The 20,120-nt window shown below is 47.3% G+C and carries 21 protein-coding genes; 6 read left to right on the forward strand and 15 right to left on the reverse strand.

Annotated features, from left to right (window positions below):
* The first annotated feature begins 4 nt into the window (after positions 1-4).
* The gene (locus TOL_RS11135; protein ID WP_015487428.1) at positions 5-589 is read left to right on the forward strand and encodes a peptidylprolyl isomerase; all 585 of its coding nucleotides are present in this window, start codon (positions 5-7) and stop codon (positions 587-589) included.
* On the opposite strand, the gene TOL_RS11140 is transcribed toward TOL_RS11135, so the two are convergent.
* Positions 581-1,456, reverse strand: a complete 876-nt coding sequence (locus TOL_RS11140; protein WP_015487429.1) for an AEC family transporter — start codon at positions 1,454-1,456, stop codon at positions 581-583. The genes TOL_RS11135 and TOL_RS11140 overlap by 9 nt on opposite strands.
* A gap of 107 nt (positions 1,457-1,563) precedes the next feature.
* Between TOL_RS11140 and mnmC the strand changes: the two genes are divergently transcribed.
* Positions 1,564-3,618: a bifunctional tRNA (5-methylaminomethyl-2-thiouridine)(34)-methyltransferase MnmC2/FAD-dependent 5-carboxymethylaminomethyl-2-thiouridine(34) oxidoreductase MnmC1 gene (gene mnmC, locus TOL_RS11145; RefSeq protein WP_015487430.1), complete on the forward strand. Its 2,055-nt coding sequence runs from the start codon at positions 1,564-1,566 to the stop codon at positions 3,616-3,618.
* An 18-nt stretch (positions 3,619-3,636) separates the two neighbouring features.
* Here the strand turns inward: mnmC and TOL_RS11150 are convergent, their stop codons facing one another.
* The 10 genes from TOL_RS11150 to TOL_RS11195 form a co-directional block, all read right to left on the reverse strand.
* Positions 3,637-3,903, reverse strand: a complete 267-nt coding sequence (locus tag TOL_RS11150; RefSeq protein ID WP_015487431.1) for a YheU family protein — start codon at positions 3,901-3,903, stop codon at positions 3,637-3,639.
* Positions 3,893-4,336 (reverse strand): hypothetical protein, encoded by a 444-nt coding sequence (locus TOL_RS11155; RefSeq protein WP_015487432.1) that lies wholly within the window; start codon positions 4,334-4,336, stop codon positions 3,893-3,895. Before TOL_RS11155 ends, TOL_RS11150 begins: the two co-directional genes overlap by 11 nt.
* A gap of 172 nt (positions 4,337-4,508) precedes the next feature.
* The gene (phaC, locus tag TOL_RS11160) at positions 4,509-6,326 is read right to left on the reverse strand and encodes a class I poly(R)-hydroxyalkanoic acid synthase (RefSeq protein WP_015487433.1); all 1,818 of its coding nucleotides are present in this window, start codon (positions 6,324-6,326) and stop codon (positions 4,509-4,511) included.
* A gap of 99 nt (positions 6,327-6,425) precedes the next feature.
* The gene (locus tag TOL_RS11165) at positions 6,426-6,818 is read right to left on the reverse strand and encodes a phasin family protein (protein ID WP_015487434.1); all 393 of its coding nucleotides are present in this window, start codon (positions 6,816-6,818) and stop codon (positions 6,426-6,428) included.
* A 175-nt stretch (positions 6,819-6,993) separates the two neighbouring features.
* Entirely contained in the window at positions 6,994-7,245 is a 252-nt protein-coding gene (locus TOL_RS11170; RefSeq protein WP_015487435.1) for a DUF6489 family protein, read from the reverse strand.
* A gap of 30 nt (positions 7,246-7,275) precedes the next feature.
* Positions 7,276-8,451, reverse strand: coding sequence for an MFS transporter (locus TOL_RS11175; protein WP_015487436.1), 1,176 nt, complete (start codon positions 8,449-8,451; stop codon positions 7,276-7,278).
* A 128-nt stretch (positions 8,452-8,579) separates the two neighbouring features.
* Positions 8,580-9,686 carry a chorismate synthase gene (aroC, locus tag TOL_RS11180; protein ID WP_015487437.1) on the reverse strand — a complete coding sequence of 369 codons (1,107 nt, stop codon included), beginning with the start codon at positions 9,684-9,686 and terminating at the stop codon, positions 8,580-8,582.
* 24 nt (positions 9,687-9,710) lie between these two features.
* On the reverse strand, positions 9,711-10,658 hold the full coding sequence (gene prmB, locus TOL_RS11185; protein WP_015487438.1) for a 50S ribosomal protein L3 N(5)-glutamine methyltransferase: 948 nt from the start codon (positions 10,656-10,658) through the stop codon (positions 9,711-9,713).
* An 83-nt stretch (positions 10,659-10,741) separates the two neighbouring features.
* Positions 10,742-11,665, reverse strand: coding sequence for a patatin-like phospholipase family protein (locus TOL_RS11190; protein ID WP_015487439.1), 924 nt, complete (start codon positions 11,663-11,665; stop codon positions 10,742-10,744).
* Between the two features lie 2 nt (positions 11,666-11,667).
* Positions 11,668-12,549 carry a DUF4892 domain-containing protein gene (locus TOL_RS11195; RefSeq protein WP_015487440.1) on the reverse strand — a complete coding sequence of 294 codons (882 nt, stop codon included), beginning with the start codon at positions 12,547-12,549 and terminating at the stop codon, positions 11,668-11,670.
* A 130-nt stretch (positions 12,550-12,679) separates the two neighbouring features.
* On the opposite strand from TOL_RS11195, the gene TOL_RS11200 reads away from it, so the two are divergent.
* A complete protein-coding gene (locus tag TOL_RS11200) occupies positions 12,680-14,647 on the forward strand; it encodes a DUF885 domain-containing protein (RefSeq protein WP_015487441.1) in 1,968 nt (655 codons plus the stop codon).
* Here the strand turns inward: TOL_RS11200 and TOL_RS11205 are convergent.
* The 4 genes from TOL_RS11205 to TOL_RS11220 form a co-directional block, all read right to left on the reverse strand.
* Entirely contained in the window at positions 14,628-15,479 is an 852-nt protein-coding gene (locus TOL_RS11205) for a hypothetical protein (protein WP_015487442.1), read from the reverse strand. The genes TOL_RS11200 and TOL_RS11205 overlap by 20 nt on opposite strands.
* Positions 15,463-15,942, reverse strand: a complete 480-nt coding sequence (locus TOL_RS11210) for a hypothetical protein (RefSeq protein ID WP_015487443.1) — start codon at positions 15,940-15,942, stop codon at positions 15,463-15,465. Before TOL_RS11210 ends, TOL_RS11205 begins: the two co-directional genes overlap by 17 nt.
* Before the next feature lie 101 nt (positions 15,943-16,043).
* Complete coding sequence (locus TOL_RS11215; protein ID WP_015487444.1) at positions 16,044-17,408, reverse strand: DUF3422 family protein; 1,365 nt, start codon at positions 17,406-17,408, stop codon at positions 16,044-16,046.
* Positions 17,409-17,491: 83 nt separating this feature from the next.
* Positions 17,492-18,709, reverse strand: a complete 1,218-nt coding sequence (locus tag TOL_RS11220; RefSeq protein ID WP_015487445.1) for a YihY family inner membrane protein — start codon at positions 18,707-18,709, stop codon at positions 17,492-17,494.
* Positions 18,710-18,774: 65 nt separating this feature from the next.
* Between TOL_RS11220 and arsC the strand changes: the two genes are divergently transcribed.
* From arsC to TOL_RS11235, 3 genes are read left to right on the forward strand one after another with little or no spacing between them, the layout of a single operon-like run.
* Complete coding sequence (arsC, locus tag TOL_RS11225) at positions 18,775-19,125, forward strand: arsenate reductase (glutaredoxin) (protein ID WP_015487446.1); 351 nt, start codon at positions 18,775-18,777, stop codon at positions 19,123-19,125.
* On the forward strand, positions 19,125-19,727 hold the full coding sequence (gene wrbA / locus TOL_RS11230; protein ID WP_015487447.1) for an NAD(P)H:quinone oxidoreductase: 603 nt from the start codon (positions 19,125-19,127) through the stop codon (positions 19,725-19,727). The genes arsC and wrbA overlap by 1 nt, the downstream gene beginning before the upstream one ends.
* Entirely contained in the window at positions 19,724-20,113 is a 390-nt protein-coding gene (locus TOL_RS11235) for a DUF2069 domain-containing protein (protein ID WP_015487448.1), read from the forward strand. Before wrbA ends, TOL_RS11235 begins: the two co-directional genes overlap by 4 nt.
* The last annotated feature ends 7 nt before the right edge of the window (positions 20,114-20,120 follow it).

Consider the following 20,120-nt stretch of genomic DNA (forward strand, 5'->3'; position numbering starts at 1 on the left):
AACCATGCGTTTGATGATGACACTGTGCGCTCTACTGTTCAGTATTTCTAGCTTTGCGGCCGACAGCAAAGCTGCCGCCCCCGACGAGGTTGTTCTGGTCGGAATGAACACTAGCGTTGGTTATATTGAATTAGAACTGAATAAAACCAAAGCGCCGATCAGCGTTGCCAACTTTTTATCCTACGTGAACTCTGGTCATTATAACGGCACTGTGTTTCACCGCGTTATCAAAGACTTCATGGTACAAGGCGGCGGGTTTGGCGCTGACATGCGTCAAAAAGCCACACAACCGCCCATTAAAAACGAGGCTGATAATGGCTTAAAAAATAATCGTGGCACCATTGCTATGGCACGTACTGCATCTGTTGATAGCGCTACTAGCCAGTTTTTTATCAACGTAAAAGACAATACCTTTTTAAACAATGGCGTGCGTGATTTTGGTTATGCCGTATTCGGTAAAGTGGTGACTGGAATGGCCGTGGTGGATGCGATAGCAAACAGCCAGACCGGTGCTCGCGATGTACCGGTACAGCCGATTGTTCTGCACGATGTGCGTATTATCGACGATGCACCAAAAGCATCAGAGTAACCACCAAAGCAGCAGCGGTAAGGTCACGAACGACAACAAGGTCGAAGTGACCACCAGCCCGGCAATAGCTTCGGGCTGGCGCTGGTAGCGCACGGCAAATAGGTAATTGAATACGGCTACGGGCATTGATGCCTGCAATAACACCACGCCCCGTACAATCCCCTCTAGCTCCAATAACCATACCACCAGCAAACCTGCCAACAAGCCTCCAGCCACTCGACAAACGCTGTAGAACAAGGCTTTACGCCACGCGGTAATCTGTAAGCGCACCAACGACACGCCAAGGGTAATGAGCATCAAAGGTATGGTCATTCCGCCAATCAGCACGATGGGGTTCTGCAGCAATTCGGGTAACCGCACATCTAACCAAAGCAACAACAGCGATAACGCTATGGCATATAAAATCGGCATTTTAAACAAGCCACGCCAACCCCCTGCTTGACTTCCACCAGCGGCTAAAATACCCACGGGAAAGTGCGCTACAGACAGCATCATAAAGAAAGCTAAAGCTAGCGCCAGGCCTTCGTCACCAAATGCGAATAGGCAAACGGGAAGACCCATATTGCCCACGTTAGGAAAAACAAACGACGGAAAGTAAGTGCGAACATCATCGCCGCAGGCTTTGGGAATGAGCCAACCAGCTAACGACATCAGTGAGGCGATTAAAATACACGCCAGAGCGGTTTGATTGAACGCAACAAGGTCTATTTCAACACCGCCAAGAACCGACAGCATTAAACACGGAGCACCCACATTCAGCACCAAGCGCGAGATAAAATCGGTGTCGAAATTCGTGCCCGAACGTGCCCATAATGCACCGATTAGAGCACATACCAGCACTGGAAATAGAACAGTTAGGATGTCCATCACAGCCCTAATCTCCAAAACAGGCAGCTAAACAAGGCCGCGAGTGTACGCCAGCACCGACAGCACGGTAAACTACCGGCTCTATTCTCTAACTCATAGCGCCGCCAGTGTCAGAAGAAAACCAAATATCTGAAATATGCCAAGCTTTTGAAGCTAGCGTCAGTACTGCAAATCTTGCCTTAAAATGGAGCGAAGCTGGATTACCAGTGTCGACTCAATTTAACGACCCTTATTTTTCGTTAAAAAATGGCTTAGCAGAAACCGACTATGTGTTTATCCAACACAACCAATTACGCGAACGCTGGGCGACATGGCAAGGCCCCTTTTGCGTTATCGAAACCGGTTTTGGCACGGGGCTGAATTTTTTAGCAACGTGGCGTGCTTTTCAACAAAGTAATAAACAGCGCAGTCAACAAGAGTCAGCCGAAGAAAACGATCTTTGGCTGCACTTCACCAGTATCGAAAAATATCCGCTTAGCAAAGAACAATTAGCCCAAGCATTGGCACTTTGGCCTGAACTTGCTGATCTTACACAAGCATTATTAGAGCAATACCCGCACTTAACCTCAGGTTTTCACCACCTACGTTGGCCCGAGCAACGCATCAGTTTGACCTTGATTTTTGCCGACGTTCACGATGCCCTAAAAGAATTAACAGGCCCAGTCCACGCATGGTATTTGGATGGATTTTCACCTGCTAAAAACCCAGAAATGTGGACCGATGAATTGTATGAACGGATGCGTCACTTAAGCCGCAACCCACAACCAGGTAAGGAAGCGAGTGTCGCCACATTTACCGCCGCCAGCCAAGTTCGTCGAGGGCTACAAGGTGCCGGTTTTAAAGTACATAATCCCGAGGGTTTCGGCGGCAAACGTCATATGCTGGCAGGTATTTATCATGCTCAGTGCGGGCCGGAACAACCACCATACTTTCAACAAGAGCCATGGCTAATAGCCCCAAACCCGAGGGGTAATCGAGAAGTCACTATTATCGGTGCCGGACTTGCGGGCTGTCACAGCGCTCGTTCGCTGGCAGAGGCCGGTTTTAAGGTTACTCTGATAGACGCCCTAGGCATTGCTCAATGCGCCTCAGGTAATCCACAAGGCGGCTTATACGTAAAACTGGCTGCCGATGACAAAGCCACTCATACCGACTTCTATCTAGAGGCTTACGAACTCGCCCTGCGCTCCGTGAAAGCACAGTTAGGCGACGGCGATGAGCATAATCGTGGCTGGCAATCTTGTGGGGTAATGCAGCTTGCAAGCAGCGAAAAAGAAGCGGCTCGCCAAGCGCAATTTATCGCTATCCGCCAACCACCATCAGCTTTAATTGAAGTCCGCGATAACGGTTTATTTTATCCGCAAGCAGGATGGGTGGCGCCCGCTCGGTTGTGCGAAGCCTTAGTGCGCCATCCCAACATTCGCTTTGAACAGGCTGAATTAACCGGTCTAACCCCCACTGATCGAGATGATGCCCTATGGCAGCTCAGCTTTGCCTCTGGCGAGCAACGCTCAGCATCGACTGTAGTGATCGCCACCGCATGGCAAGCGAAAGAATTACTCACGGATGCTTATTTGCCGGTTAAGAATATTCGAGGCCAGCTAACGTATTTAGACGCAACATCCGCACCCGCTATGCCTCATGTACTGTGTGCTAACAGTTATATGGCACCACCACTTAGCGGCCAATTATGTTTGGGCGCTACTTATAATTTGAATGATCCCAGTACAGAACTGCGCGACAGTGATCATCAAACCAATCTTGATCACCTCAAAGAATTTGGTGATGAATGGCAGTCGATGGCGACACATAACAAGATTGTCGGTGGCCGTGTCGGCTTTCGCTGCACCACTCCCGATTATTTACCTATGGTCGGCCCACTTGCGGACACTCGTCCTTTTGCCAAAGCATTTAAGCAGTTAAGTAAAAACACTAAGCAAATACCGCAGGTCGAGGCGCCGTTAATACCCGGACTTTTCGTGAATATTGGTCACGGTTCACGCGGACTGGTATCGGCACCCTTATGCGCAGAAATACTGACCGACCTTATAACCGGTCGCAGTTCTTGCGTCAGTCGCACAATTTTAGAAGCCGTATTACCAGTGCGTTTTTTGGTACGCGATATCGCGCGGAGAAAAGTGCCAAACGATCATTACGACTAGCCTGACGGGTATTAAAGCCTATGGTTGCCAGCCAAACTGGCGCAGGGTTGCTGTAAGTTGAATATGACAAGTCTGCTGCACAGGATCATAAAGCAAGGTAGCTTCACCACGGCGCAGCTGCTCAATTACTTGGGCTATTTTATCCTGCAAAGAATATTCAACATCGCCGTAGTCAGTGCCCTCTCGGGTGACAAAATCTTCGGCGATAGCATCAAGTGTGGCCTTATCAAGACGCTCGTAAGGAATCGCAATTACGCCTTCATCAGGCGCATCATCAATTTGCAAAAGAAGCCTCACGTTCCCATTCGCAGCTCATGCGAAGTTCGCCATCGGATGGTAAGTGGCCTTCATCAGCTTGCCAGCTAAAGGTGTGTTTACCCGACAATTCAGTTTCAAGATGCACTGTAGCAGACACCCAATACATACTTTTTAGCAAGGCTTCAAACTGGCGCAACCAGTTTTCCCACTCGTACTCTACAGCGCGGTAAGATGCGGCAAAATGCATTAACTGAGTTTGATAAGTGCCACTGAAAACATCTTCACCAGGCATAGAAAACATCTCGCGCTTCAATAGCGACCAATCCTCATCCAGACCTAACGGTAATGCCTGAATAGCAGCCCAATTAACACGGCGCTCGCGACGAGAACCAAAAGGATCAGCTGCCGGAATATGGCGTATGACTCCGTACACAATGGATTCTTGATCAAATTGAGACACGTATGCTCCTCTTAATGCTTTGCTTACTGGTCGCACCCAGCACTTGTTATGACATTGATAATAACGGAAATCCACCCAAACAAAAACGGCACCGAAGCGCCGTTTTTGTTAGTTTTCAATGATTTGGCCAATACTTACTAATTCAGCACCGGCAAACCATACACACGAGGGGTTACTTACCCAACACATCAACAATGCGTTGCTTCACATAACTACCCGGCGCATCTTCAATGGCAGCCACTGGACCTTTACCAGGAACGCGAGGTTCAACGGCTTCGGTGCCACCTTGAGTTTGAACCCACTCTTGCCAATCAACCCACCAAGAACCCGAATGACTTTCGGCTGCTTTAAACCAATCGTCCGCTTGTTCTGGTAACGCGCCAGCGTCATTGGTCCAATAACCATACTTATTGGCAGCTGGAGGATTGATGACACCGGCAATGTGACCTGAGCCACCAAGCACAAAGCGTGGCTTACCACCGATGGCTTGCGCACCCTTGTAGGTCGCCTGCCATAAGGCAATATGATCCTGAGAGGCCGACAAGAAATACGTTGGTATCTTAACTGCCGACAAATCAATCTTCACGCCATCAAGTTCTAATGCATTCTTTTCGACCAAACGATTATTCAAATACATATTACGCAGGTAATACGAATGCATCGTCGCTGGCAGGTTCGTGCTGTCAGAGTTCCAATACAACAAATCAAATGCCGCGGGACGCTGACCTTTCAAATAGTTATTAATAAAGAATGACCAGAACAGATCATTCTCACGTAATAAGTTAAAGCTAAAAGCCATTTGACGACCGTCATAATAGCCAAGCATATTCATTTGCTTTTCAATGCCCGCTATCGCGGTTTCATTAATGAACACGCCGATTTCACCCGGCTGACTAAAATCAATCAAAGTAGCTAAGAAGGTAGCCGACTTAATCGGTTCACGACGTTTCTTCTTAAGGTAGGCAAGAGTCGCCGACAGTAAAGTACCACCTAGGCAATACCCGATAGCATTAAATTCTTTTTCGCCCGTAATGGTTTCAATAACATCCAAAGCCTCTACTGGGCCTTCCAGCATGTAATTGTCGAAGCCCTTATTACGTAACGACGGCCCTGGGTTCACCCAAGAAATTACAAATACTGTGTGGCCTTGATCAACCAACCATTTAATCAAGGAGTTATCAGCACGCAAATCCATGATGTAATATTTGTTGATAAAAGGTGGGATGACTAACAGTGGACGTTTAAATACCGTCTTAGTCGTTGGTTCATATTGAATCAACTGCATCATGTCATTTTGGTGGATGACTTTACCCGGTGTTGTAGCAACGTTGCGACCCACTTGGAAAGCCGACGTATCGGTCATGGTCACGTTCAGAGAGCCTTGAGCGCTGGCTTCTAAATCTTCCGTTAATTGCTCAATGCCTGCTACTAAATTAGCGCCACCGGTTTCCAATGTTTTGTTAATAACATCAGGGTTAAGACCGGCGAAATTAGAGGGGGCTAATGCGTTCACGTATTGACGCATCAAATATTCTACTTTTTTACGAGAATGGTCACTAATACCGTCGGTATCTTTAACCATTTTCATGAGGCCATTCCCCTGCAATAAATATAATTGCTTGATGTAATCGAATAAGGGATTTTCTGACCACTGCTCACTAGCAAAACGTTTATCACCTTTTTCGGGTTCAACAACCGGACCTACGTCCTTACCCAAAAATCGCAATACTGTATGCTGATAAAGCTCCTGCTGCTTTTTCAATACTTCCATTTGATCCGCAACAATCTTACCTGGATGAGCCATCATGGCTTCTCCTAGTTCGCGGAACGCTTCGCTGAAATCGTTTAGAACACACGCAGCTGGATCATCTGCAGTCGTTGGCTGGTTTATTAATTTCTCCCAAAGCTTACTGCCTTGCTCTGTTGCCTTAGCTGTCATTTCTAAAATATCACCGACAGCCGTTTCTAACTTATCCGCTGAAACACTCATACGCCACCCATTGTCCTTCACCTTGAGGAAGTCTCAAGTAATTCAAAAACCGTCCATTAAAAAAGGCCACCCATTGGTGGCCTTAACGACTAGCGCTAATTAAGCCGCTGTCTTAGCTTTAGGTGCTGGCTTTGCAGCAGTAGAAGCCGTCGTCGCTGCAGTGCTACGAACTTCTTCCATAATACCTTCGATCTGAGTTTTGAATTCCATCGCCATGTCAGACATAGCTTTCGCATCTTCCATGATTTTCTTGTTTAAAGAAGTAGCAGTTTCTGCTTGTGCAGAAGTGTAGCTGCGCATAGTGTCAGCATCTTTAATTTCAGCGGCGCTTTTCAACTGAGAAAGACCCATTTCCGCGTAACTCTTAATTGCACTGATTTGAAACTCAGTCAATTTTTCCATGTTATCAACAAACAAACTGTTGAATTTAGCCATAGGTGAGTACATGGTTTTGGCTTGTTCAGCGAAAGCATTCAGAATGTTCTCTTGCATGGTATTGCTCCTTCAATGGTTTAGTCGAAATGTGTTCATTCATACTACGTAAAGTTATCTTACACCTGCATGACGGTTACCAGTTAAATTAGCAATTTCATCAGAAAAATCACGCGAAAGCAGTAATCGTTCTGAGCAAAGGTTACATTGCTAAGCTTCACTGACCGGCTTTGTCTTAAGACTGGCCTTTACCGTCACTTTTACCAGACATCATGGCAAACATCATGCGCTGAAATTCAGACATGGCGTTCACCCCACCGTTCAGCAATGGCTGATAAAGGCTCATTGGATCATAGCCTTCTTCACCAGAATTCATTTTTTCCATCATTTTGGCAAACAGCTCTTGCTGAAACTCCTGAACATCCGGTAGACCCATCACGCGGCGAAGTTCTTCCGGTGTCATATCAAAAGTGACATTAATTTGCATCAAGTGTTCCCTCTAATTCTAAAATCTTATCTATCGAGTGTTACATTCATGCTGCGAATCACGCAGTCCCCACCAAGCAATGAACAGCGCAACGGATGCGACTAATGCGGCCAACATAAATACCCCGGTCCCACCAAGAGGCTGCCACAACAAACCACTTAGCATTGCTCCTATGGCACCACCCAAACCAAATCCCACACTAGAATACAGAGCTTGTCCGCGGGCTTGCATCGAAGCCGGGAAAAACATCTGTATGTAACGCATCGATACGGCATGCATTACCGCAAAACTGAACGCGTGTAAGGTTTGACCCGCAACTAACACCCAAACATTATTAACTGCCCAAGCAACAAGACACCAGCGTACTCCTGTCATAGCCAAACTGACAAGAAACCACTGCTGCCAAGTCAACAATTTCATCATTCGACCAAATTGCCAAAACAGAACAACTTCGGCGCATACACCTATAGACCATAAAAGTCCGATCTGCGAATTTGAATAACCGTTTTCTTCTAAGAAAATACTGAAGAATGTGTAATAAGGCCCATGCGCTATTTGCAATAGAATGGTAACAAGAATAAAAGCGATCACCTTGCGCTGCCGCAAGAAACTCAACATATTACCCGCTGCTAACGTGGCTTTATGACGCACCGTCGCTGACTTTAATAACCAGCTGTTAAGTACGATGGCAGCCATTAGTAACAGCATGAATATTGGCAACGCCTTGATAGTGACATCGTCGAATAACCGTCCTAACAACATCACTGCTGCGATAAAACCAATTGAGCCCCATGCTCGAATTCGGCTGTATTCGTCTAGTTTATTGCCTAATGCTTGCATGGTAATTGTTTCGTACTGCGGTAACATCGCCGCCCAAAAAAATCCGTACAACACCATAATGCAGGCAACGCCAATAAAACTATCCACTAGGAATATTCCGCCAAAGCAGAACAAAGTTAGCAGTCCAGCAACTCGAACCATTCTTAAAGGGGCACTGATATTTCGGCCCCAATAGGCCCACAAGTTTGGCGCTAAAATACGCACCGTACCAAACAAGGCCATCAACGAACCGATTTCCTGCGGGGTAAAACTGAGCTCGGTTAAATACAAGCCCCAGTAAGGCGCAATGCAGCCAAGCAAGGCAAAGTACAAGCCATAAAATAGCGACAAGCGAGTCGTTGGTGCGGCAGTTGAATTCATCGTCATAACAAGTGCTTGTAGTGGCTTTACGAAAACGAAGAGAAGAAAACTAACCCTAAGAATAAGAACGCGATGATACGGTTTAATAGATGCAAAAAAAGCGGCCTCAGCCGCTTTATTTCAATCACCGTACATTACTCGGGCGCTTGGCCAGCAATAACAGGTGTCAAACAATTCACATCGGCATTCTGTCCACGATGACGTAATAGATGATCGACAATCACTATGGCCATCATAGCTTCAGCGATGGGTGTCGCACGAATCCCCACACAAGGATCATGACGACCTTTAGTAATGACTTCGATTTCATTTCCATCGCTATCAATTGAACGACCAGGAATCACTAAGCTCGACGTCGGCTTTAACGCAATATGAGCAATGATATCTTGGCCGGTACTGATACCACCCAAAACGCCGCCAGCATGATTGCTTAAAAACCCAGCCGCAGTCATCTCATCGCGGTGCTCTGTGCCTTTTTGCGCAACAACATCAAAGCCATCGCCAATTTCAACACCTTTAACGGCATTAATACTCATCAGTGCATGAGCAAGTTCGGCATCAAGACGATCAAAAATAGGTTCGCCTAATCCAGGCATCACACCACTCGCCACTACACTGATACGAGCGCCAACCGAGTTACCTTCTTCACGTAAGGCAATCATGTAGTCTTCCATTTCTGTGATCTTGGTTGGATCAGGGCAGAAGAATGGATTCTCATTGACTTGTTCCCAATCGAAGTGAGCATAGTCAATTTTTACAGGACCAAGTTGAGACAAATAGCCACGAATTTGAATGCCCTTCTCTGCCAATACTTTTTTAGCAATAGCACCGGCAGCAACACGCATCGCCGTCTCACGCGCCGAAGAACGACCACCACCACGATAATCGCGAAAGCCGTACTTCTGCGTGTAAGCATAATCCGCATGTGCTGGGCGGAAAGTCTTGGCAATATTGGAATAGTCTTTAGAACGCTGATCGGTATTTTCGATCAATAGACCAATCGGCGTACCCGTGGTTTTGCCCTCAAATACACCCGATAGAATTTTAACCTGATCAGGCTCTCGACGCTGCGTGGTATAACGCGATGTACCAGGCTTACGACGATCCAAATCCGCTTGTAAATCCTCTTCTGTTAGAGGAATTCCTGGCGGGCAGCCATCAACAATGGCGCCCAATGCTAAACCATGGCTTTCACCGAAGGTTGTAACGGTGAAGCTTTTTCCAAAGGTATTTCCAGACATAAAATTCTCGTCTCTGAATTCTTATTACTGAGTAAGGGCGCTTTCAGCTAATCGTTCTAAGTCGCGGGCATGTAAGACACACACACCATGACCACCACGTTTAAATTCGGGCCAGCTAAATGGTAATTCAGGATACGCTGCGCGTAACGCTGGCCAACTGTTGCCGACCTCAAGCACGAATATGCCGTCATCAGTCAGGTATTCTCTGGCTTGAGCGAGCATGATACGAACTAAGTCTAAACCATCTTGGCCCGCGGCCAACGCCAATTCTGGCTCATGTAAAAACTCTTCTGGCAAACATGCCATGTCGTCTTCATCCACATACGGCGGATTGGATACTATGATGTCATAACGACCCGATGCCGAGGCGAATAAGTCGGAGTGCAAAGCAATTACTCGATCTTCAACTTGATGATTATGAATGTTCTCCTCTGCCACTTCTAAGGCATCAAAAGAGATATCCAACAATTCGACTTCCGCTTCTGGATAGGTCAACGCGCAAGCAATACCAATACAACCAGAGCCAGTGCACAAATCGAGTATGCGCGTTGGGTCTTGGTTGGCCTGCCAGTAGTCAGCAAAACGCTCTTCGATCAGCTCAGCAATGGGAGAGCGCGGAATCAGCACCCGCTCATCAACGCTGTAAGGCTGACCACAAAACCAGGCAATGCCTGTGATGTAAGGTGTTGGAACGTGATTTTCGATGCGCGCTTCCAATACGTTGATAACCGCTTCGCGCTCGCAACGAGTCAATCTAGAGTGGCGCCATTCCTCCGCTAAATTCCATGGCAAGCTCAACGCATGCGTTACTAACTGCAATGCATCATCCCATGGATTGTCGGTGCCATGACCGTAAAATAGCTGCGCTTCTGACATGCGGCTAACCGCCCATCGAATCATATCCTGTACGGTACGCAACTCATCGATCGCTTGGGACGCATGTTGCTGAAAGTTCATATCGGTATGACTCATGGAATGATGCTATTCGCTGGCAGTGTAAAGCCTGTTAGTTTACCGAATTCAGGCGCTAGCGACCATCCCTAGGCTATTGAGGCTCAGTTTAAACGCTCACCATACAGGCTACTATGTCCCATTTCATAGGCATCAAGTGCTTCGCTAGCAATACGATAGCCGATACGTATCATCTCTTCCGCTCGATAAAACTCATACATTTGACAGCAGGAGGTAGGAATTTTAATCATTAGATCCGGTGGATAGCCCGCCGTTTTAAATTTCGTCAGCGACGACTGCATGACTTCAAACATCTGGTTGAGGATCTCTATCTTGCCTAAATTCTCATCGGCTTGTTCACGGGCGCCCTTCGAGTACTTGCCCAACCAATGACTGGCTTTATCTAGCACCACATTAAACCAATCCTCCTTCTCACTTTGTACCTTAGAGAGAGTATTCATCAAATCGTGCGGCATCGGCACATCGGTATTCAAATCAACCGCGATAATGTGATCCGCATGAGCAGAAACGCAGGGCGTAATTGGCAGCGGATTCAACACGCCACCATCTACCAACATACGTCCATTCAAAAGCACCGGACTCATCACCGTCGGAATGGCTGACGAAGCTCGTACCGCATCACGCAACAGGCCACGCTGAAACCAAATCTCTTTTTTATCACGCAAATCGGTTGCCACCGCCGTGAACGGGATATCTAAATCTTCGATAAGGCAGCCATCGAGCATCTCGCTAAGCACACCAAACACTTTATCGCCGCGAATGGCACCGCTCGACAGTAAACTAAAATCCACCAAGCGAAGCACATCCAAATAGCCTAATCCACAAGCCCATTCTCGATACTGATCGAGTTTACCCGCACAATAAAAGCCGCCAACAATCGACCCCATTGAGCAACCAGACACACTCACAATTTCATATCCGCGCTCTACCAAAGCGTCAATTACGCCGATATGAGCATTACCACGAGCACCACCACTACCAAGCGCAAGAGCAACACGTTTTTTCACAATTACCTCCTAGGCCAAAATACAAAGCGTAGCGCTGGAGCCAAATCATTATTTGGCGTCAATGTTAATGCTCCCTGAGCATATATTTGGACGGGATTATTGGGGCTAGAGACACGCTGGCGCAGTGACTCCGCCAAGCGTTCAGAACAGCTCAAATTGTCTTTCATATGAGGAGCACTGTAACAATGAACAACCAAGTTAAGGCGGCTTTTAAGCGCTGGATTTAAGTTGGCTAAAATATCGAGTAACTCACGACTCGCATTCTCATCAAGCTGATCTTTATTCGTTTTAAAGCCAGATAACCAACCAGCACTGTGAGTTAGCTCATCATTTATTTTGGCCGTTAACGATTGTCGATCTGATACAGCGTCAGCAGTGATCATTTCATCAACATTGATCATGGTCTGACGCGATCCGCGACGAGCAATATACACAGCAGTAACTTTTTGCTTTCCGTCTTCAAGATCACTTAACGTCGCAATATAGGCCTGATCTTTATCGCGGGTCACGAGACGCGGATTATCAAAGACTTCATTTGCCCAAAACGCACTACTCCCGCAATCTAGTCCCACGCATTCGTATAGCACGCGCTCATCGCCATTAAATTGCTCGCGATAAAATGAAAACAACTCATCAATACTAAGATCATCCTGTAAACGCCAAACAGTTCGATTTAGCGTACCTGACAAGCGCCGTTCATCTTCGCCGAATGTCGTTGCTTGCTCCGTCTTTAATCCGGATAAAACCAACCGATAACGAGTAACGTCCTTATCGAAAGAGTCGATTTGCTTCGATACCGGAAACGGCGTGACGGCCTGACAAGCTAAGCTAATGCCACCTAGCAGCATGAAGGCGAATGGTATTACCACACGGCGAAACAACATGAATTCTATTTCCTATTGCAAAACATGACTTTAACACGCATACGCAGTACAAACGACGGTTCAAATCTGACCAAACAGCCTAACTGCTGTTACACTTCGATCCAACGAAATTTTTGAGCTTTTTACCACCATGATTTTGCCTGTACTTGGCCGATTGACGGCACTTGTCTCCCTCTTTGCACTCTCCGCCTGTTTACCACTACAATCCATCAACAATGAATCGGTTCCCCATTACAGCGATGATGAAAAAGCGCAAACACTTGCGACAGCCAATCAAATTTTTAATGATTTCTATCAGTTTGAAATTGACCAACATCCGGCCCTGCAAAGTCAGTTAGGCTTAGGCGATAGCGATCGTTGGGATGACCTAACGGCAACACAACGCGAGCTGCGCCAACAACGCTTGCGCGATATTCGTCAGCAACTCACGAGCTTGCCGGTTGCCGCTCTGCCTCCGACTCAGCGAGCGATTGCAGTTACCCTAAACGAAACACTAGAATTCCGGCTAGGCGCTAACACCAATGATGGTGCGCGTACTAGCTTGAGCAGCGCCGATAGCTGGCATTTGCATGCTCTTGACGTGTTGATTAACCACCATCCGGTAGCCGATATTGGTGATGCTCACGAATACATTCGGCGCTTAAAAGGTATCCCTTTACTATTCAGTAACTGGCAATTACAAATACAAGACGAAATCAGTGCAGGAAAACGCCCAACGGCCGCAACTCTGGCCGACGCCCAAACGGCTATTTCAGGCATACTCGCTGGAGCTCCATTCACCGCAGGCAGCGACTCACCTTTATGGCGCGATATTTCATTAAAAATCGAACATCTTCAGCTACACCCATCTAGCGCACGCATATTAAAAAACAAAGCAAAAGAAGCCTTACTGAATGATGTAAAACCAGCTTACGACCGCTTGCATTTATTTCTAGCAGGGTTACCTACGCGTGAAGATAATTCGCCATTATCAGATGAAGAGTACAATGAACGAGTCGCTTATTTTAGCGGTAGCGATGCAGCCCCGAGCGAAATACATCAGCGTGCACGTGATGCGATAGCGGCTTTACATTTGGCCATGCTACCTAGCAATGCCCTCAAGCCCAATGCCACATCTGAGGATATTAACACCGCCCTGAAAGCACTTTATCAGCGCATGCAAGCGGCCTCATATACCTTCCCAGCGAGCACCGCTGGACGTGAGGATTTGGTTAATTTTCAACGCCAACGCATTCGCTACATGGCAAAACAGGTTCCGCACTATTTTGCCGTGCTACCTCCGTATGCACTTGCCATTCAAGAAGTTTCGATGGAGCGTCAAGGGCTAGCGCCTTCAGCTTACTATTCAGCGCCTGCGTTTAATGATGAAACGCCCGGTATTTATTATTTAAATCCTACGGCACAACTTCATGTTCCACGAGAGAATCAACCGGCTGAGATTTTCGCACTGACGATTCCTGGGCGTCACATGCAAGAAGGTGCCGTACTCTCCGATCCCGACAACGCAGAGATCATGCGTCTAGTACCGCATCCGGCAATTACTGAAGGATGGTCTTTATATGCACAAAAATTTGCCATTGAAATGGGCGGATATTTCACCGCCGAAGAAAAGTTTGGTCAACAAGTGAGCGAACTCAGCCTTTTAGCTGCCGCAGCCGTCGACACGGGCATCTATCACCTCGGCTGGAGCGCCACAGATGCGCGCAAATTTATCGCGGCTAACACACCTTTAACCGAGACGCAGATGAGTACTTTATTGCAACATATAAATACCCATCCGGGCGTAGCAACAGCCGCTGTCATGGGTAATTGGGCATTAGAAAATTTGCGTAAAAAAGCTAAAAAACAATTAGGGGATGACTTTAATTTAAAAGAATTTCATAGCGCACTATTGAGTTTTGGGCCGGTAACACCGAGAGAGCTAGAACGGTTAATGAGCGACTGGGCAACGCAACGAAAGATGCGCGCTAGCCAAACATTATTAGCCAATGAAAAGGCCGCAGATACCACTGCGGCCCCAAGCCCAATTTTAAATAACAAACAGGCGCCAGCTGATTCAGAGATGACAGATCCTTCGGCTAAGGCATCCGAGCCGTAATACCAATTTGCCAATAAGCGTCTTGCCCCGGTGTTGCGACAACCTCAACACCGGTATTATCGGTTGCACGTATGCGACGATTACGCAATTGACCTATTTCCCCGTTTAACCAAAAGCGTTCGCGCCAATGAAATTCCCCCCCGACACCCATACGCCAGTTGGTGTATTTAACATCGGAAACACTCGGTGTTGCGGTAGCCGCTGCGTCCAAAGTAACTTCTTCACGCCATACCCCACCCGCAGGACGAATCGATAAGTACGTTGAAACTTCGCGAGACCAACGGGTCTGAATTAACGTTTTAGGAAACCCCAATAACATTTCTGTTTGTGCCGTCGGCTTAGTGGCATAACCGACTAAAGGTCGCGGATTAAAATCGCCAAATTCACGATCAACTATGATGCCGTATTGCCAAAAATCGCTTTTAGACACATAGGTGCGGCCACTTAATTCCAAATTCACACCGATATTTTTACCTTCCAAGGCATTTAAATCGGTCATCAATCCCGGTTCTGCACGAATGTAGAACTCTTGGCCGCCACTACGCCGCTGACGATAACTAATCGGCATGGAGATCCAATAATATTCATTCTGCGCAGCGGTAGTACCCGACCAACGGAACTCTGTTAAATCTAAATTGAGTGCGGTAGATACATCTTCACTGCCATTTCTTTTGCGTTCTAGTGGAATGGTCAAACTCAATTCATTCGACGAAAATCGTGTTCCGGCGCCACTTTCAACACCGCCATTCACATCATTACGCCAATAAAGACCTTCAGCCTGAACCGCCGCCGAGATAATCGACAACAATAAAATACTACCTGTGCGCCACATACATAGCCTCATATACTTCTTGAACTCGGGCATAGCTGGTCAACACCCCGGTCAATAATTCCTGTTTGCGTACCAAATCCAACGCTGCCAATACCTGCAATACGCATTGATACCCTTCGAGCAGTTGTGCCGATGCACCGGCCTCTGCCAATAAATCAGTATAGTTGGCAATATAGTCGTACGCTTCTGCTTCGGCACGACGACGCAAGGCATCGGTCGGTGCATCCATGTTTTGCAACACTTCGCTTACGCTGGCTAACGCCATCGCACCATATTGATCACCCAAATCGCGCTCATGAATCATGCTGCGACGTAAGAAAGATAACGCCCAAATCACCGGGCAAGGCTGTGGTCTAGGGGTATTAAGATAACGAACAGGCATTAGACTCGGCGTTAAGCAGCGTGATAACACCTCTGAAAGTTCGGATGACGATTGCGTAGAAGCAGAGGACGATTGGTTCATGCGAATACCTCATTAAGTTCGCTATTAATGAGGTACAGCAATTACTAAGCCAGTCTATAAAGGTCTTTTAAAATCAATAAGTTAAGAATATTAGCGGCCAATCACGACCGCTTAGCGTCATCTTTTTGCCGCTCATTACCGCGACTACTACGAGTGATATGTTGACGCAAACTGCGAACACCAAGGTAAACAGCCCCTAAAACAAACGGCAGAGCGATCGCTTTGCCGGTTGTCTCTTCGATTGGAACGCCAAAATCATGCAAACCAGCAAACGCAATTCCTAGCAAGGCAAGTATGTAGTAGCCGATAGCGACAACCGACAAGCCTTCGACGGTTTGTTGTAAGCGCAACTGCAATTGACTACGACGATTCATTGACGACAGTAAATGTTGGTTCTGCTCTTGAATGGATAAATCCACCCGCGTACGCAACAAACTGGTAGTACGGTGAATACGTCGAGACAAGTCTTCTAAGCGATCGCGCACCGAATTACAGGTTTTTATGCCAGGTGTTAAACGACGCTCAAGGAATTCACGCAAGCTTTGGGTACCATCCACTGGGCTTTCTTTTAACTGCCGCAAACGGTCACGCACTAAATCGTGATAGGCCACCGCCGCAGAGAAGCGAAAGTTAGTATTCGAGCGATGACGTTCAACCTCTGCTGCGAGTTGCGACAACTCTTGCAGCAACATGCGTTCGTCTTTATCGACATCAATTTCTGAAATACTTTGATTCAGTGTCGCTAACGAGTCTTCAATACGAGTCAATTCAGAACCCATTTGCCGCGCAATCGGCAACGCCATTAACGACATCAAACGATAGGTTTCTAATTCACACAAACGCTGAATTAAGCGCCCAGCTTGATAACTGGTTAATGATTTACTGTAGGTAACAATACGACCAAAACCGTCACTGTGCAGCTTAAATGCCGTCCACACCTGGGCTTTGTCATCTGCAACCCACGCCCCCGAAACACGCTGCCCTTCAAACCAGCGACGAATCGACGTTTCATTAGGTTCTTCATGCAACACCGAGATATTAACCGCCACCACCAGTTCACCCGGTAACGCAGCCAACCAATCTTTAGGAATGAAACTCAACGCATCGGCATCAAATGGCAGTAAGTCATAACAAATGAAGGTGAAGTTGGCGAACTCCAAGTGGCGTTCCCAACGCAGTTCAAAACCACCGAAATCTTGGTACAAGCAGCTCGATTCTGGCGCCGGAGAAGGCACACTGAAGCGCCGACATAAATCGACTACGTGCTCGTACATCTCCTGACGATTATCGCTTAACTTAACGGTGAAATGTGCGACATGACAATCGCGATCAATAATCGGCGACGGTCGATTGTGCAGCTCTTCGTACAAGCTTGAACGCAACGGATGTACTCGCAATGACACGCTCGGTGCAGCAATTTCCGGAGAGGCGTTTTCTAGCTTTGACTCTTGCAGAGCATTCTTCATGAATCATCCTGACTAAATTAAATTGACTCGATTCTATGCACCCAAAATGCAGTAACTAGCTTAGTGATCAAGGTTTCTCATTATTACTGAAACAAGCTATCTAACGAACGACCTGAATCATCAGTAATCGTGTTCTGCCAATCCTGTTGCCAAGCCACCCAGCGTTGTTTCAATGGATCGTTGCTCACACTACCACTGCCCTCTATCTGGCTCATTGCCTTTAAAGGCTCGTGCGCAAAAAACTCGGCCAATGTCAGCGAACGCGGATCCCGTAACCAAGTCCATTCTTGTTCATGCGAGATGGTAGCCCAACGTTGCTGTTGAAAGTCACTTAAGATTGCTGAAATTCGCTCGGCTCCAATGTCATCAAGGCGTTTGCGTAAGCGATCTTCAGTGAGCAAACCACCTTTTTGTTGGGCCTCATAAAGCGTGGCCGCTACGCGCAGACGCTCTAGTGCAGAATTACCATTTTTCTTCGCCGCGCGGTGATGACTTAAACTAAACGTCAATTCAGCCCCCAGCAGCAGTAACATCCACGACGCGTACATCCACAATAAAAACAAAGGCACCGCAGCAAACGCACCATAGATCAATTTATAAGAAGGAAACATTCCGAGTGTTTCGCTAAATAGAAATTTGGCTAACTCAAAAACAGTGGCAATGACCGTCGATGCGATGAATGCATGCAGCACAGGCACTTTGCAGTTAGGCACCACAATATAAAGCAAAGCAATAGCGATACTGCTAAGAGCCCAAGGCAGCAAATGAGCAATAAACTCAACGCTAGTGGCTAAATCGCCGCCCCACAACGGCAAAGATGCAACAATCGAAGTGGTCGCAAAAGCAGCACCGAAAAAGAGCGGACCGAGACTCAATACCGCCCAATAACGGAAAAAGGTTTGAATCTTCGAGCGCGAAGTTTGTACATTCCAAATACGATTAAACTGGGTTTCAACCGTCTGCAGCAGCATAAACGCCGTGATAAATAAGAATACCAAACCAACCCAAGTTAACTTACGCGCCTGCTGACTGAACTGCTGTAAATATTCCGAAATGACCTCGCTGCCTTCAGGCATCACATACGCAAATAGCTGCGCATTCGCCTGTTCGCCCCAGCTTTGCAAAGCCGGTAAGGCACTCAAGATCGAATAACTTACGGTCAATACAGGTACTAACGCAAACAGCGTTGTATAAGTTAAGGCCGCAGCGTCACGGCGACGCTCCATGCTTTCAAAACGCGTCAGTGTGCTCCAAATAATCTGAGCAGTACGACGCCATTTCAGGTTTAGTCTGGGCTTCATGCGCATCCTTTTGAAAATGTAGTTACAATACCGGCATTGAAAATGTAATCGGGACAGCAGAAAGCATGAGCGAAATCACTATTTATCACAATCCTCGGTGTTCGAAATCGCGCCAGACCCTTGCCTTACTTGAAGAACAAGGTATCACGCCAGTGATAGTAGAGTACCTGAAAGACATTCCTTCCGCAGAGACCCTGCGCGATGTGCTCACCAAACTAGGCCTAACGCCGCGCCAACTGCTGCGCACTAAAGAAGACGACTACAAGGCATTAAACCTGTCTGACACTAGCCTAAGTGACGACGCCTTAATCGAAGCTATGTGCGCTCATCCAAAACTGATTGAACGCCCTATCGTAATCAAAGGTAAGAACGCGCGCATTGGTCGTCCACCGCAACAGGTTTTGGAAATTTTATAATGTCTCAGCCTTATATATTGGTGCTGTATTACAGTCGCCATGGCAAAACGGCAGAAATGGCCAAGTACATGGCTCGCGGCATCGAAGCAGTAGGCTTTGAAGCGCGTCTTCGCACTGTCGCAGAAGTATCGCCAACCAATGAAGCGAGCAGCCCAGCCGTACCGAGCGAAGGTGCGATATATTGCACTCTTGATGATGTAAAACACTGCGCTGGCCTACTATTGGGTAGCCCAACTCGCTTTGGCAATATGGCAGCGCCGCTCAAGTATTTTCTCGATAGCACCAGCAACCTCTGGTTAACCGGCGCGCTAATCGATAAACCAGCGGGAGTGTTCACGTCAACATCGTCATTGCATGGTGGCCAAGAAACGACCCTAATGAGCATGGTACTGCCGCTGCTGCATCACGGCATGGTGTTCGCAGGCATACCCTATAGCGAAGCGGGTTTAACCAATACCCAAACGGGTGGCACGCCTTATGGCGCGAGCCATCACAGCGGCCAGGATGGCAGCAATGAACTATCTGAGCACGAGATTGCACTTTGCAAAGCTCAAGGTAAGCGCATTGCAACCTTGGCCAAGCGCCTAGGAGCGGATGTATGAAATTAACCCGCGTCTATCAACTCATGCTGACAAGCTATTTAGGAACGCTCCTAGTGTTGTTAGCGTATACCTTTAGAAGCCCGCCACAAACCTTCGATTCCGCCACAGTGTTGTATGCAACCGGCACCTTGTATTGGGCTTTGCGCTCGCTACCGTTACTGCTATTTATTCCGGGTTTGCTAAAGAAATCTCACAAGGCGGCATCGTGGTTGGCGTATGTCATCATGCTGTATTTTGTCTTCGCGATTACGGTGTTGTTCACCCAAGGCACCGAGCTTTGGGGCTGGCTCCTAATCGCGCTGACACTCACCGTATTTGTCACTTCCATGCTGTTCACACGCTGGCAAAAAGCAGCGTTGCGTTTACAAGCTGAACAAAACTCGTAAAAGAGGA

It is taken from the genome of Thalassolituus oleivorans MIL-1 (assembly GCF_000355675.1).
In the GTDB taxonomy this organism is placed as follows: Bacteria; Pseudomonadota; Gammaproteobacteria; order Pseudomonadales; family Oceanobacteraceae; genus Thalassolituus; species Thalassolituus oleivorans.

Coding starts and splice junctions, on each gene's coding strand:
- TOL_RS11135 (WP_015487428.1), top strand. CDS start 5: ATGCGTTTGATGATGACACTGTGCGCTCTACTGTTCAGTATTTCTAGC.
- TOL_RS11140 (WP_015487429.1), bottom strand. CDS start 1,456: ATGGACATCCTAACTGTTCTATTTCCAGTGCTGGTATGTGCTCTAATC.
- phaC (WP_015487433.1), bottom strand. CDS start 6,326: ATGAGTGTTTCAGCGGATAAGTTAGAAACGGCTGTCGGTGATATTTTA.
- TOL_RS11165 (WP_015487434.1), bottom strand. CDS start 6,818: ATGCAAGAGAACATTCTGAATGCTTTCGCTGAACAAGCCAAAACCATG.
- TOL_RS11170 (WP_015487435.1), bottom strand. CDS start 7,245: ATGCAAATTAATGTCACTTTTGATATGACACCGGAAGAACTTCGCCGC.
- TOL_RS11175 (WP_015487436.1), bottom strand. CDS start 8,451: ATGACGATGAATTCAACTGCCGCACCAACGACTCGCTTGTCGCTATTT.
- aroC (WP_015487437.1), bottom strand. CDS start 9,686: ATGTCTGGAAATACCTTTGGAAAAAGCTTCACCGTTACAACCTTCGGT.
- prmB (WP_015487438.1), bottom strand. CDS start 10,658: ATGAGTCATACCGATATGAACTTTCAGCAACATGCGTCCCAAGCGATC.
- TOL_RS11195 (WP_015487440.1), bottom strand. CDS start 12,549: ATGTTGTTTCGCCGTGTGGTAATACCATTCGCCTTCATGCTGCTAGGT.
- TOL_RS11200 (WP_015487441.1), top strand. CDS start 12,680: ATGATTTTGCCTGTACTTGGCCGATTGACGGCACTTGTCTCCCTCTTT.
- TOL_RS11205 (WP_015487442.1), bottom strand. CDS start 15,479: ATGTGGCGCACAGGTAGTATTTTATTGTTGTCGATTATCTCGGCGGCG.
- TOL_RS11210 (WP_015487443.1), bottom strand. CDS start 15,942: ATGAACCAATCGTCCTCTGCTTCTACGCAATCGTCATCCGAACTTTCA.
- TOL_RS11215 (WP_015487444.1), bottom strand. CDS start 17,408: ATGAAGAATGCTCTGCAAGAGTCAAAGCTAGAAAACGCCTCTCCGGAA.
- TOL_RS11220 (WP_015487445.1), bottom strand. CDS start 18,709: ATGAAGCCCAGACTAAACCTGAAATGGCGTCGTACTGCTCAGATTATT.
- arsC (WP_015487446.1), top strand. CDS start 18,775: ATGAGCGAAATCACTATTTATCACAATCCTCGGTGTTCGAAATCGCGC.
- wrbA (WP_015487447.1), top strand. CDS start 19,125: ATGTCTCAGCCTTATATATTGGTGCTGTATTACAGTCGCCATGGCAAA.
- TOL_RS11235 (WP_015487448.1), top strand. CDS start 19,724: ATGAAATTAACCCGCGTCTATCAACTCATGCTGACAAGCTATTTAGGA.